General features: G+C 60.4%; 14 protein-coding genes, 1 tRNA gene and 1 riboswitch. Of the genes, 7 read left to right on the top strand and 8 right to left on the bottom strand.

What is annotated here, in order from left to right; translation table 11 throughout:
- Positions 1-128: 128 nt before the first annotated feature.
- Positions 129-1,076 (bottom strand): trehalose operon repressor TreR, encoded by a 948-nt coding sequence (treR, locus tag BN1130_RS09775; RefSeq protein ID WP_042041745.1) that lies wholly within the window; start codon positions 1,074-1,076, stop codon positions 129-131.
- A gap of 138 nt (positions 1,077-1,214) precedes the next feature.
- On the opposite strand from treR, the gene BN1130_RS09770 reads away from it, so the two are divergent.
- The 3 genes from BN1130_RS09770 (at position 1,215) to ansB (ending at position 3,637) form a co-directional block, all read left to right on the top strand.
- The gene (locus BN1130_RS09770; RefSeq protein WP_042041744.1) at positions 1,215-2,165 is read left to right on the top strand and encodes an AEC family transporter; all 951 of its coding nucleotides are present in this window, start codon (positions 1,215-1,217) and stop codon (positions 2,163-2,165) included.
- A 90-nt stretch (positions 2,166-2,255) separates the two neighbouring features.
- Positions 2,256-2,450 (top strand): heavy-metal-associated domain-containing protein, encoded by a 195-nt coding sequence (locus BN1130_RS09765; protein ID WP_042041743.1) that lies wholly within the window; start codon positions 2,256-2,258, stop codon positions 2,448-2,450.
- Between the two features lie 128 nt (positions 2,451-2,578).
- Positions 2,579-3,637 carry an L-asparaginase 2 gene (gene ansB, locus BN1130_RS09760; protein ID WP_042041742.1) on the top strand — a complete coding sequence of 353 codons (1,059 nt, stop codon included), beginning with the start codon at positions 2,579-2,581 and terminating at the stop codon, positions 3,635-3,637.
- Between the two features lie 95 nt (positions 3,638-3,732).
- Here ansB and BN1130_RS09755 read toward each other — a convergent pair whose 3' ends face one another.
- Positions 3,733-4,719, bottom strand: a complete 987-nt coding sequence (locus BN1130_RS09755; protein ID WP_042041741.1) for a sodium:calcium antiporter — start codon at positions 4,717-4,719, stop codon at positions 3,733-3,735.
- A gap of 88 nt (positions 4,720-4,807) precedes the next feature.
- A riboswitch (yybP-ykoY riboswitch) is annotated at positions 4,808-4,915 on the bottom strand.
- 204 nt (positions 4,916-5,119) lie between these two features.
- Between BN1130_RS09755 and BN1130_RS09750 the strand changes: the two genes are divergently transcribed.
- A complete protein-coding gene (locus BN1130_RS09750) occupies positions 5,120-5,707 on the top strand; it encodes a superinfection exclusion B family protein (RefSeq protein WP_042041740.1) in 588 nt (195 codons plus the stop codon).
- A 69-nt stretch (positions 5,708-5,776) separates the two neighbouring features.
- Here BN1130_RS09750 and BN1130_RS09745 read toward each other — a convergent pair whose 3' ends face one another.
- From BN1130_RS09745 to BN1130_RS09735, 3 genes are all read right to left on the bottom strand, one after another.
- Positions 5,777-6,235: a methylglyoxal synthase gene (locus BN1130_RS09745; protein ID WP_042041739.1), complete on the bottom strand. Its 459-nt coding sequence runs from the start codon at positions 6,233-6,235 to the stop codon at positions 5,777-5,779.
- A 170-nt stretch (positions 6,236-6,405) separates the two neighbouring features.
- Entirely contained in the window at positions 6,406-6,882 is a 477-nt protein-coding gene (gene bfr, locus BN1130_RS09740; protein WP_042041738.1) for a bacterioferritin, read from the bottom strand.
- A gap of 107 nt (positions 6,883-6,989) precedes the next feature.
- Positions 6,990-7,178, bottom strand: a complete 189-nt coding sequence (locus BN1130_RS09735) for a bacterioferritin-associated ferredoxin (RefSeq protein ID WP_042041737.1) — start codon at positions 7,176-7,178, stop codon at positions 6,990-6,992.
- A 135-nt stretch (positions 7,179-7,313) separates the two neighbouring features.
- Between BN1130_RS09735 and BN1130_RS09730 the strand changes: the two genes are divergently transcribed.
- Positions 7,314-7,616 carry an HlyU family transcriptional regulator gene (locus BN1130_RS09730; protein ID WP_042041736.1) on the top strand — a complete coding sequence of 101 codons (303 nt, stop codon included), beginning with the start codon at positions 7,314-7,316 and terminating at the stop codon, positions 7,614-7,616.
- The gene (locus BN1130_RS09725) at positions 7,598-9,664 is read left to right on the top strand and encodes a tRNA(Met) cytidine acetyltransferase TmcA (RefSeq protein ID WP_370736607.1); all 2,067 of its coding nucleotides are present in this window, start codon (positions 7,598-7,600) and stop codon (positions 9,662-9,664) included. Before BN1130_RS09730 ends, BN1130_RS09725 begins: the two co-directional genes overlap by 19 nt.
- A gap of 78 nt (positions 9,665-9,742) precedes the next feature.
- On the opposite strand, the gene nhaC is transcribed toward BN1130_RS09725, so the two are convergent.
- Positions 9,743-11,149: a Na+/H+ antiporter NhaC gene (nhaC, locus tag BN1130_RS09720; RefSeq protein WP_042041733.1), complete on the bottom strand. Its 1,407-nt coding sequence runs from the start codon at positions 11,147-11,149 to the stop codon at positions 9,743-9,745.
- Between the two features lie 304 nt (positions 11,150-11,453).
- Between nhaC and BN1130_RS09715 the strand changes: the two genes are divergently transcribed.
- Entirely contained in the window at positions 11,454-11,663 is a 210-nt protein-coding gene (locus BN1130_RS09715) for a hypothetical protein (protein WP_042041943.1), read from the top strand.
- Between the two features lie 7 nt (positions 11,664-11,670).
- On the opposite strand, the gene BN1130_RS09710 is transcribed toward BN1130_RS09715, so the two are convergent.
- A complete protein-coding gene (locus tag BN1130_RS09710; RefSeq protein ID WP_042041732.1) occupies positions 11,671-11,940 on the bottom strand; it encodes a late competence development ComFB family protein in 270 nt (89 codons plus the stop codon).
- Between the two features lie 96 nt (positions 11,941-12,036).
- Positions 12,037-12,122, bottom strand: a tRNA-Leu gene (locus BN1130_RS09705).
- Between the last annotated feature and the right edge of the window lie 129 nt (positions 12,123-12,251).

The raw sequence follows: 12,251 nt of genomic DNA, 5'->3' as shown, positions 1-12,251 counted from the left end.
CGCCCGCTTATTGGTATCGTTCCCAACCAGCATGAAGCCAGTGGCCATCATCGGCAATGGGAACGTTCCCAATTCGTGGGGGTGGTCACAAAAAGCGCAAAACGCCGAGGTGCAGGAGGAAAGATAGACTACAGGGGCTGACAGGGGGCTATGGTGGCTCTGGGGGCCTGGCCCTCTTCAATCTGACCGAGCAACTGTCTGGCGGCCAGAATACCGGCGTCCTTGTAGCCAAAATCCAGGCTGAGGGCGTTGGCAAACAGGAAGGTGAGCATGGGATTGCTACCCAGGCCACTGACCAGAATATCGGTGCGCCCCTGCTCTTGCAGGTATTTGGCAGCACCTATGGCCAGGGTGTCGCTGGCGCAGACCAGGGCCTGGGTCGTCGGGGTGAGCAGCTCGGCCGCCAGCCGGTAACCGCTCTGCAAGCTGAGATCGCCGAGGGCGGCATGGGGAGTGCGGCCATGCTCCTTGCAGTCATCGAGATAAGCCTGATGGCGGCGCAGGCCCGTGGTGAGATCCTTGCGATCAACCCCCAGATAGGCCACCTCATCAATGCCGCGCTCCCTGAGGTGCGCCAGTACGGCGCGCACCGCCCCCTCGTCATCGTAACAAACGGAGGAGAACCCGGGGCGCTCCCGGGCCATCAGCACCAGCTTGTCGGTCAGCGGCGCCATGGCGGCATAGTCGAGGTCATTGAAGGCGAACAGGATAATGCCATCCACCCCCCGTCTCGACAGCACGGCCAGATGCTCGCTCACCTTGGCCGGGGAGAACTTGCTCTCCATCAGCACTGCGTCGTAGCCGCAGCCATAGAAGGTCTCCAGCATGCCGCGTACCGCCTGATTCTCCGAGCTGGAATCGAGCCGTGATACCACTATGCCTATCACACGCTGACTCTGACTGCGCATGGCGCGGGCCGACTTGCTTGGCACAAAACCGTGTTGGGCGATCACCGCCTCCACCCTGGCCCGGGTCTCGGGATTGACCTTGGGATCCTGATTGAGCACCCGGGAGACGGTCGACTTACCGACCCCGCTGAGGCTGGCTATATCGAGGATGGTCAGTTTCTTTTCCATGTGGGATCCGTGGCAGGGGAGTCGGGCAGAGGACAATGTGCAGACATTGTTGTGATTAAGGCCTGTGAATACAAGTCCATAGCGCTAGAATGGATCCTCCGCCCGCGAGGGCGCCCTCTGTTGCACAGGACGAGCACCATGGATTTGACCACCAGTCTCAACTTCTCACTCTCCATCACCGGCCCCATATGCGTGGTGCTGATCCTCGGTATCGTCCTCAAGCGCCTCGGCCTCTTGCCGGACAGCTTCACCGAAGCCGCCGCCAAGCTGGTCTTTCAGGTCACCCTGCCAGCGCTGCTGTTTTTGAGCATAGTGCGCACCGATCTGGATGCCATGCCGAGCCCCTGGCTCATCGCCTATGGTCTGGCGGGTACCCTGGTAGGTTTTCTGGTGCTGGAGCTGTTGGCGGCGCGCTTCATCGGCGATCGGCGGCTACGGGGCATCTTCGTGCAGGGCAGTTTTCGCGGCAACATGGGCATCATAGGGCTGGCCTATGTGCAAAACGCCTATGGCCAGGCTGGGCTGGGGGGCGCCGCCTTCTTCGTCGGTGCCGTGACTGTGCTCTACAACATACTCGCCGTCATCACCCTCACCCGTAGTCTGGGTGGCGACCCCGGTCTCAAGCCCATTCTCAAGGGCATCATCAAGAACCCGCTGATCCTTGCCATCCTTGCCGCACTGCCCTTTACCATCTTCGGGGTACAGATGCCGCAACTGGTGCTGACCACGGGCAGCTACTTTGCCAACCTGACCCTGCCCCTGGCCCTGCTCTGTACCGGGGCCTCCTTGAGCCTCAAGGCGTTGCGCGGCGGGGCCGCACTGACTGGTTATGCCACCCTGGCGCGTCTGTGTGCCATCCCCTTTCTGCTCACTCTGGGTGGCTGGTTCATTGGTTTCACCCCGCTTGAGCTCGGTATTCTCTTCCTGGTCAGCTCGACCCCGACGGCGGCCGCCAGCTATGTGATGACCCGCGCCATGGGCGGCGACAGCGTGCTCGCTGCGAACATCATCGCCACCACCACCCTCGGTTCACTGGTGAGCACCAGCCTGGGGGCTGCCCTGATGAACTATCTGGGATTGATGGGGTAATGAAGGGCTGTTGACTGAAGAAAATCGGGGCTTGACCTTACCGCTGACGGCAGCATTAGGCTGGGATCACACCAACAGAGGAGACACAGTATGACCATCGAACTCACCGTATCCGGCATGTCCTGCGGTGGCTGCGCCGCCAGTCTGCAAAAAGCCCTGCTGGACGCGCCCGCCGTCACTCAGGCCCGGGTCGATTTTGACGGCAGCAAGGCTGTCATCGAGGGCGAGCTGAGCAAGGCCGAGTTGATCGCGCTGATCGAAGCCAAGGGGTTCAGTGCGAAGTGATTTATCCCTATATGGGTAAAAATTGGACTAATATTCTGTTTATCTGTTTTTATTGGTGAGAGTGATCACTTAAATTTGGTTTAAAAAGAATAAAAATGCTGCAATCACTTACCCAAAAGGATTGCAGCATGACCCTCCCTATCCGCAAGACCCTGCTCGCCGCCGTCGTTGGCCTGACCCTCTCCCCCCTGGCCATGGCCCTGCCCAGCGTGCACATACTGGCGACCGGCGGCACCATCGCCGGTGCGGGGCAGTCCGCCACCCAATCCAACTATGAGGCTGGCAAGGTGGCCATCGAGACCCTGATCGCCGCCGTGCCCGAGATGAAGAACGTGGCCGAGGTGCAGGGGGAGCAGGTGGTCAAGATAGGCTCCCAGGACATGAACGATGAGGTGTGGCTCACCCTGGCCAAGCGAGTCAACGAGCTGCTGGCCAAGGATGAGGTGGATGGCATCGTCATCACCCACGGTACCGACACCATGGAAGAGACCGCCTACTTCCTCAACCTCACCATCAAGAGCGACAAGCCGGTGGTGCTGGTGGGTGCCATGCGTCCCTCTACCGCCATGAGTGCCGACGGCCCGCTCAATCTGTACAACGCCGTGGTCACCGCCTCCGACCCCAGCTCCAAGGGCCGTGGCGTCATGGTCGCCATGAACGATACTGTGCTGGACGCCCGGGACGTCACCAAGACCAATACCACAGGGGTGCAGACCTTCGCCGCCCCCAACTTTGGCCCGCTCGGTTACATCCACAACGGCAAAATAGACTACCAGCGCAGCCCGGCCCGCCTGCACACCAGCAAGACGCCGTTCGACGTGAGCAAGCTCGACAAGCTGCCGCAGGTGGGCATCGTCTACAACTATGCCAATGCCACCGATCTGCCGGCCAAGGCCATGGTGGATGCCAAGTTTGACGGCATCGTCAGCGCCGGGGTGGGCAACGGCAACCTCTACCACACACTGTTCGACACCCTGGCCAAGGCGAGCGAGGACGGCATCCGCGTGGTGCGTTCTTCCCGCGTGCCGACCGGGGCCACCACCCTGGATGCCGAGATCGACGACGCCAAGTACGGCTTCGTGGCCGCCGGCACCCTGAACCCGCAGAAGGCACGCATCCTCTTGATGCTCTCCCTGACCCAGAGCAAGGATCCGGCCCAGATCCAGCGCTGGTTCCAGCAGTTCTGATCCCGGGGTTCAACCCGCTAACCTAAATCCATGACAAAAGGGCAGGATCGGATCCTGCCCTTGCTCATGGCGTCATCTTCACATAGCGCGCGCCCTCAGCTCACCATCAACCAGCCGCAGAAGCCCAGGTACACCAGTCCCACGCAGGCCAGCCTGCCTGCCGTCATCCGCCCACGGCTGAAGCCCCACCACAGCAGTACCACCGCCAGCAGGGTCACTAGCGAGGAGGCCAGCATGGTGCTGTCGAGCAACCAGGGGGTGAACAGCAGACAAAACGCCTTGGGAATGGTGCCCTGGATCATCATGGCGCCGGAGATATTGGCCAGCGCCAGCCGGTATTTGCCCTGACGCACCCAGATCAGCACGTTCATCAGCTCCGGCATCTCGGTCGCCACCGGGCTCAGCAGCAGGGCCGCCAGTACGGGGGAGAGGCCAAGCAGCTCGCCCATGCTCTCCAGTTGATGAACGAACAGCTGGGCCGCCAGCGCCACCACCAGCAGGGCTCCCAGGGTCTGCAGTAGCACCTTGCCGAGCGCCGGGATCCCGGCCTTGGGATCCAGCTTGAGGGGCTCTGGCAACGGGGTCTCGTGGCTGTCGCTCTGTTTCAGCTCGCGCCGCACATAGACCAGATACACCAGCACGAACAGCGGGGCCAGCCAGGTTTTGCCAGTGAAGGCCATCATACCGAGGGCCACCGCCACCAGGAAGATAGCGACAAACCAGGCCTGATCCCGACCAGTCTCTCGCTGTACCTTGCCATCGATTGCCCTGTGTTCAGGGCCCATGCACAGCAGCAGGGTCAGGCCGACGGCGGCATAACCTATGGTGGAGAGCACCAGGGGACCACCGAGGGCGGCCCCTATCCCTATCTGCTGCTGGGCGGGAGCCTCCCCCATCAGCAGGGCGCTCAGGGTGACTATGCATTCGGGCAAGGCAGTGCCTAGGGCCGCCAACAGGGAGCCGGTGGCGCTTTGGGAGAACTTGAGGTGATGGCCGGTCCATTCGATACCGTTGACGAAATATTCGCAGGCCAGGTAGATGGTGACGGCAGAGAGCAGAAATAACAGCAGGGTGATCAACATAATAGGCAACCGCCAGGCGAGCAGAACAACCGATGGACCCGATACGGCTCGCCCGGCTGGCTTGCGTATCGAGGCCAAAGGTCTTGCAGAGCGATAGATGTTATCGCCGCCCATGCCATGGATCTGATGATCCAAGAATGTTGACATGAGCCTTGCCCGGATCTCGGGCGGGTTGCTACTCCCCAATGACAGTGCGGGTTTTTTACCAAGAGATGGGTTGCCCCACAAGGAAAATGGCGGCCCGTCCCCCCGGCAACTTGTAAGGGAATGTAACCTGGCCACAGACCCATCCCATCAGCTCTACCCGCCAGGATCCAGATCCCTCCCACAGAATCCTCGCCTTGGCACAGGGATTGCTATGAGTTGACTACTGTCCACATTGACTTGGGAAGGGTGAACGATGAAACGGTGGATCCAACATTTTTATCAACTGAACCGCCTCAACTGGCTCATGGTCTGGTTGCTGCTGTGCTGCAGCATCATATTGCTGTTCCCGACCGGGCTGATGAAGGGGGCCGTGAGTGCCTGGGCCGAACTGCACGCCGCCTGGCTAGGGGTCGGCATGCTGATCGCCATCTCTTACTTCTGTAGCCAGGGCATGTTGATCCTGTGGGAGTGGGCCTGTGGCGAATGGTTGTCCCGCAAGCAGAAAGATCAGCTCTCCCGGATGATTGCCTTCCTCGATTTCAACGAGAAAGCGGTGCTGCGCGAGTTCGTGCTGCAGCGTAAAAGCGTCATAAACCTGCCGATCACCGAACCCGCCGTCAAAAATCTGATTGATGCCGGTGTGCTCACCTATGCCTATGGCAAACCGGTGCGGGAGAAGGATGACGAAAACCAGATCCGGGCACTGATGATAGCCCTGCCGGCTCGCCCCTTGCTCACCTACAAGGTGCTGGGTCTCTCCCGTGGCAAGATGAGTGACGAACAGGTGGAGCAGATCATGAACGCCAGACCCAAGTTCGCCCAAAAAAGCCTGCAGCGCTGAACTCTGCACGCTCACCCATAAAAAAGGCGCCAGATTGGCGCCTTTTTCCATTCCGCTATCGACGACTCTCTATTGGGTACGTGCCTTGAGGTAGCCTGCGTAGTCCGGGATCTGCACGCTGAATGCCTGATCCATGTGAGGGCTGTCCATGATGAAGTCGGCGGTTGCCTCATTGGTTGCCATCGGTATGTTCCAGACGGCGGCCAGACGCAGCAGCGCCTTCACATCCGGATCATGGGGCACGGCGTTGAGGGGATCCCAGAAGAAGATGAGTACATCTATCTTGCCTTCGGCAATCAGGGCGCCGAGCTGCTGATCGCCGCCCATGGGGCCGGAAAAGAGGCAGGTGATGGGTAACTGCGCCGACTTGCTGAGCAGGGAGCCGGTGGTTCCCGTGGCATAGAGGTGATGCAGCTTGAGCGCCTCCTTGCGACGGCCAACCCAGTTGAGCAGCGCCGTTTTCATATTGTCATGAGCCACCAGGGCCACCCGTTTGTGGGGAGCCATTTCCCGTGCAATCTGTTCCATCTTGGTATCCGAGGGTGAAAAGTTGAGATGCCTATCCTAATCGAAAGCGCGTCCCCCTGCCTATCGGTGCGCCATAACTGTGATCCGGGTGAAACTTGGGTGTTGGGCACGATAAAAACCCGCCGAAGCGGGTCTGGGTATAGTCAGTTGGGGGTGAAGAGCGCCGAGGGTCAGGAGCCTTGATGAAGCTGGGATTGCTGATAATTTTCGAGACCGATGCGACCGATAAGATCGATCTGAGTCTCCAGCCAGTCCACATGCTCCTCTTCATCTTCGAGGATCTCCTGGAACAGATCCCGGCTGACATAGTCATGCTTGGATTCGGCATAGCCGATGGCAACCTTCAGATCCGGGATGGCATCCATCTCCAGAGAGAGATCACAGCGCAGCATCTCTTCGACCGTCTCACCGATGCGCAGCTTGCCCAGCTCCTGCAAGTTGGGCAGTCCCTCCAGAAACAGGATGCGCTTGACCAGTTCGTCCGCGTGTTTCATCTCGTCAATGGATTCGTGATACTCCTTGTGCCCCAAAGCCTTGAGGCCCCAGTCATCATAGATGCGGGCATGCAGGAAATATTGATTGATGGCGACCAGCTCGTTGGCCAGCACCTTGTTCAAATGCGCGATAATCTTGGCATCACCTTTCATCGTCAATCCTCCTTGCTGGATCCATCAAGCTTAGACCAGGAAGGTGACAACAACAGGGCGAGCGGGCAGATGCCCGCTTATGGAAGGGGGAGGTGAGATCGAGAAGGTCAGGCTACCTGATAGTAGCTGGGCGCCTGGTCGAGTTCGGTCTTGATGATCGCCTTGGCCATGGGCAGGCACTTGCCACACTGGCTGGCCAGTCCCAGCTCTTTCCTGAGTTGACGAAGATCCTTACCTGCCTGTACCGCCTGACGTATCTGGGTATCGGTAATGCCACGGCACAAACAAACGTACATATTTACACCTCACCTTGGGATAGGTTGAAATCTAAATGAGAATGGTTTGTAGTGCAAATAACAATTGGGAATAAGCCGAGCCACTTGCCAGCCCCCAGCCCCTTGAGGACAATGTCCCATCACCACGGAGGTTCCATGCTCAAGACCCTGTTCAAGTCACTGTTTGGTGGCGCAGCTCCCATCGCACCTGAGATCACCCCCACTGAATATGCCGGCTATCTCATCTACCCAGAGCCCATGGCCGAGGGGGGGCAATATCGGCTGGCGGGGCGCATCACCAAGGAGATTGATGGCGAATTGTGCAGCCACAGGTTCATTCGCTCAGACCTGTTCGTCAATCCGGCTGATGCCGAACGATTCATGGTGCAAAAGGCCCAGACCTTCATCAATCAGACGGGGGATCAGATGTTCGAGCCCAGATCCGGTCAGGGCGCATGACCACATTACGTCAGGCGCTGAGCAGGGTGGGGGAGCGGCGTCTGGTCTGGCTGGAGGGCTCCGAGGCCGAGACCCAGGCTGCCGCCCAGCCATGGTTGTCCGGCGATATTTTCTGGCTCGGCGAAGGACCATCGCAATATGCCCCCCTGCCGGCGGCCAAGGCGCTGCAACGGCTCGGTCAGGAGTGCGATACTCTGGTGTTCAATAGCTTCAGCGGCTTTCACCCCGATGCGTTCGGCGCCCTGGCGGGCACCCTTCGCGCAGGGGGCTTGCTGATCCTGCTCACCCCGCCACGGGCTGAGTGGCCCGCTTTCGCGGATCCAGACAGGCTACGTCTGGTCTCAACGCCGGACGAGTTGCCGCGAGCGGGTCAGGGTTTTATTGCCCGGCTGGCACGGCTGCTGCCTGAGGATCCCGCCCTGGATCTCACACTGCCGAGCGGATCTTCCCCCTGGCAACCCATTCGGGCCGATCGCCCCATGACGGCGGGGCAGGCCAATGCCATCCAAGCCGTTTGCCAGGTGTTGCATGGCCACCGGCGGCGGCCCTTGGTGATCAGTGCCGATCGGGGGCGAGGCAAGAGCGCGGCGCTGGGACTGGCCGCCGCGACCTTGCTGCGCGAGCAGCCCGGGCTGCGCATCGCCGTCACGGCGCCCGCCAAGGCAACGGTCGCCAGCCTGCTCGAACATGCGGGATCTGCTGGCCAGACTCTGGACGGAATCGACTTTTACTCTCCCCAGCAGTTAATACAAGAAGAGATAAGCTGCGATCTGTTGCTGGTCGACGAGGCCGCTGCGATCCCGACCCCGCTGCTTGAGGCCATGTTGGCGCGTCACAGTCGCATCGTCTTTGCCACCACCGAGCATGGCTATGAAGGGACGGGACGTGGCTTCCACCTGCGCTTCAAGGCCCATCTCGACGGCCATGTCCCAGGCTGGCGTGAGCTGCACCTTGACGAGCCGGTGCGCTGGCGCGCCGGTTGCCCGCTGGAGGCCCTGGTGTTTCGCCTGCTGGGGCTGGCTGCCGAGGTGAGCGCGCCGCGGCCCGCGCTTGCTCCGGTGCGGCGCCAGATAACCCAGCAGGTATTGGCCAGCGACGAGGCTCTGCTCAATCAGGTCTTCGGGCTGCTGGTGCTGGCTCACTACCAGACGACCCCCAGCGATCTGCGTATCCTGCTGGAGAGCCCGGATCTCGACATTCATCTGTTGGAGCAAGATAGCGGTCTGCTTGGGGTGGCACTGGTGGCGCGGGAGGGTCATATCCCGGTCGAGCTGGCCGAGGAGATCTGGGCGGGGCGGCGGCGCCCCCGCGGTCATCTGTTGCCACAATCCCTGCTGGCGCACGCTGGCCTGCGGGAGGCCGGAGATCGCAGCTATGGCCGGGTGCTGCGCATCGCCGTGCATCCCGAGTTGCATAGACGCGGGCTGGGCAGTTTGCTGCTTGGCCAGTTGGTGAGCCATTACCGGGAGTCCGGGTTCGATTACCTCGGCGCCGCCTTCTCTGCCACGGCCGATCTGCTGCCCTTCTGGCGCCGGGCGGGCCTGCAGGCATTGCGCATCGGTCTGCAAAGAGATGCCGCCAGTGGCAGCCATGCCGCCCTGTTGCTGCGTGCCTTGCGCTCCGAGCGGGAGGCCGAACTTGCCCGCTGGCACGCGCGCTTTTGCCGCCAACTGCCAACCCTGCTGGCCGGTGAGCTGCGGGAGTTGGATCCTGAGCTGGTCTGGCAGTGCGTAGCCCCCATTGAGGGGAAGGAAGGTGACAAAGGGGAACCTACGGACAGATGGCCAGGGTGGGAGGCGTTTGATGGGGATGAGCTGGCATGCTTTGCCCATCACCACAAGCCGTTCGAGCTGTGCCAACCCAGTCTGCAGCGCTGGCTGGCGGCCCACCTGAACCGCCTGCATGGATTGAAGCCCGCGGAGCGAGCCCTGCTCATCGCCAGCATCTGGCAATACGCCCCCTGGGAGGGGCTGGCCCGTCACCAGAGGCTCAGTGGCAAGCCGGCACTCATCAAGGCATTGCGTGGCTTGCTGGCGCGGCTGTTGTAGTGCAAAGCCCGGGATACAAATCCTGCCTCCAGATACAAACAAGGCGCCCTGAGGCGCCTTGTTTGTATCAAGGGTGGCTCAGCGTGAGCTGGCCGCCTCGATCACCGGCACCCGGTTCACCGCCTTGCCCAGATAGGCGAGGGTGATGGTCACTATGATGCAGGTGAAGCTGAGCCACATGTAGGGCAGGTAATCGAGGGTGGCCACCCCCAGCACCCCGGCCATGAAGATGCCGTTGTCGCTCCAGGGCACCATGCCGCAGGTGAGGGTGCCGCCGAACTCGGCGTTGCGGGAGAGGTTCTTGCGTTCAAGTCCCAGCCTGTCGTAGTTCTTGGCCATGATCTTGGGGGTCAGGATCAGCGACACATACATGGCCGAACCAAACACGTTGGCCAGGAAGGCGGTGCCCAGGGTATGAGTGGTCAGGCTGCCGACGCTGTTGATGCGCTTCTCGAAGGCGCTGGCGATCACCTCAAGCAGTCCCACCTTCTCCAGCAGACCGCCGAAGCCCAGCCCGAAGATGATGACCGCCACCGAGCCCAGCATGGACTCCATGCCGCCGCGACCGAGGATGTTGTCGATGAAGTCGACCCCGGAGACGATGGCGAACGGACTGTAGGCGGAGTGCATCGCCTTGACCGGATCCATGTCCTGGAAGGCGATGGCCCAGACAAGTCCGAGCAGGGCGCCGAAGCTGATCACCGGGAAGGCGGGCTTGCGGTTCGCCAGCAGGCCCAGCACCAGGATCACCGGCACCACGGCCAGCGGGGTGATGTTGAACTGCTTGTCGAGGGCCTCCATCACCAGGTTGACCTGCTCCAGGCTGACATTGCCCGAATACTGCATGCCGACCACGGTGAACAGGGCTGCCGTGATGACATAGGAGAACAGGCTGATGGGCAGCATGCCCTTGATGTGCTCCACCACGTCGACGTTGGACATGGTCGAGGCCAGCACCACGGAATCGGAGAGGGGGGAGAGCTTGTCGCCAAAGTAGACGCCGGAGAGCACGGCGCCGGCGACCAGCGGGGCGGGTACCCCCAGGCTGTGGCCTATGCCCATCATGGCGATACCCGCGGTGGCGGCAGAGCCCCAGGAGGTGCCGGTAGCCAGCGAGGTGAGTGAACAGATGAGCAGGGTCGCCAGCAGGAAGATGGAGGGGTGTATCACCTTGAGGCCGAAGTAGATGATGCTGGGCACTATGCCGCCGGCGATCCAGGTACCGACCAGGGCACCGACGGAGACCAGTATCAAGATGGCTCCCATCCCTTTGGCGACGCCGTCGACGGCGGCCTGCTCCAGGGACTTGTAATCATGGCCGAGCTTGATGCCGAGGCCCATGATGACGAACCAGGCGATGAACAGGGCCAGCTGGATCGGCAGATCGAGCAGGCTGGTAAACGAGAATGCCAGTGCCAGAAAGATGGCCAGACAGGCCAGCACCTGAAACATGCTTGGCAGACGGGGATGTTGTTGGTTTTGCATAGATACTTCCTAAACTCTTGCTCGCCAAGGTGGGGACCTCTCATCCTGTGAACCTGTCATGTCCCGAGGCACCCACCCAAAATGAGGCGGCAATCTACCACAGAGTCTCCCCTGAAAATTCAAACTTACCGGGCAATTTTGAACATTTGATTGATAAACTTACACAAAATTTGATTTTGTAACGGTTTTTTAGGAGGAGGGAACCCACTGGACTCCTGGGATCAGCGTGAAGAGGAAGATAGTCATTGCACTGGAACTGGCATCAAATGATAATCATTTCTATTAATGATCTATGGAGATGGCAATGGGCTGGATATACAGGGTCGCCCTTTTCCTGGTGCTGGTGTTAGTGGGGATCTGGGGCCATGACAAGCAATACGGGCTCTGGAGCCTGGGTTTTGTACTGGCCGCCTGGGTCATGATTGAGCCCAGACTCAGGCCTGTACTCATATTGTTGCCCGTCGCGGGCATGACCGGAGTGGCGGCCTTGCTGTGGCAACATCCCTGGCTCTAGCGGCCAGTCAGTCACGGCTGGCCGAGCTCTGCACTCGCACCAGCGCATGGGCAAGGGAGAGCCTGACTTCCTGCTCCATGGCGTCCCGTTTTTCCTGGCTGAGAAAATAGATCATATCCACGTCATGGCGTATGTAGTGGGCGGGGAGTTGATTGAGGGTGAGGCAGCAGAGGTCGGCGAGCTCATCGTCACTCAGGCGCCTGGCCAAGTCTTGCTGGACGATAGCCTTGCTGACCAGCTGCTCATAGAAATTGTGGATCTCGGTGCTGAGTTTCATGGACCCGTCTCCTTGGTGTTGACAGGGCAAGGATAGCTAGCCGGGGTCAAATACAAAAGGCCCATGACTGTCGTCATGGGCCTTTTGCCGAATAGATGGTGCGAAGAGAGGGACTCGAACCCTCACATCCGTGGGACACTAACACCTGAAGCTAGCGCGTCTACCAATTCCGCCACCTTCGCACACTGTTTTTCCCAACCTGTTTTACATGGAGTTGGCCATGCACTGTCTGTTTTTACATGTCAGAATCATGGTGCGAAGAGAGGGACTCGAACCCTCACACCCGAAGGGCACTAACACCTGAAGCTAGC

This window comes from Aeromonas rivuli, from assembly GCF_000820045.1.
Taxonomy (GTDB): Bacteria; Pseudomonadota; Gammaproteobacteria; order Enterobacterales; family Aeromonadaceae; genus Aeromonas; species Aeromonas rivuli.
This window is presented reverse-complemented; position numbering and strand designations above follow the sequence as displayed.

Coding starts and splice junctions, on each gene's coding strand:
- treR (WP_042041745.1), bottom strand. CDS start 1,076: ATGGAAAAGAAACTGACCATCCTCGATATAGCCAGCCTCAGCGGGGTC.
- BN1130_RS09770 (WP_042041744.1), top strand. CDS start 1,215: ATGGATTTGACCACCAGTCTCAACTTCTCACTCTCCATCACCGGCCCC.
- BN1130_RS09765 (WP_042041743.1), top strand. CDS start 2,256: ATGACCATCGAACTCACCGTATCCGGCATGTCCTGCGGTGGCTGCGCC.
- ansB (WP_042041742.1), top strand. CDS start 2,579: ATGACCCTCCCTATCCGCAAGACCCTGCTCGCCGCCGTCGTTGGCCTG.
- BN1130_RS09755 (WP_042041741.1), bottom strand. CDS start 4,719: ATGTTGATCACCCTGCTGTTATTTCTGCTCTCTGCCGTCACCATCTAC.
- BN1130_RS09750 (WP_042041740.1), top strand. CDS start 5,120: ATGAAACGGTGGATCCAACATTTTTATCAACTGAACCGCCTCAACTGG.
- BN1130_RS09745 (WP_042041739.1), bottom strand. CDS start 6,235: ATGGAACAGATTGCACGGGAAATGGCTCCCCACAAACGGGTGGCCCTG.
- bfr (WP_042041738.1), bottom strand. CDS start 6,882: ATGAAAGGTGATGCCAAGATTATCGCGCATTTGAACAAGGTGCTGGCC.
- BN1130_RS09735 (WP_042041737.1), bottom strand. CDS start 7,178: ATGTACGTTTGTTTGTGCCGTGGCATTACCGATACCCAGATACGTCAG.
- BN1130_RS09730 (WP_042041736.1), top strand. CDS start 7,314: ATGCTCAAGACCCTGTTCAAGTCACTGTTTGGTGGCGCAGCTCCCATC.
- nhaC (WP_042041733.1), bottom strand. CDS start 11,149: ATGCAAAACCAACAACATCCCCGTCTGCCAAGCATGTTTCAGGTGCTG.
- BN1130_RS09715 (WP_042041943.1), top strand. CDS start 11,454: ATGGGCTGGATATACAGGGTCGCCCTTTTCCTGGTGCTGGTGTTAGTG.
- BN1130_RS09710 (WP_042041732.1), bottom strand. CDS start 11,940: ATGAAACTCAGCACCGAGATCCACAATTTCTATGAGCAGCTGGTCAGC.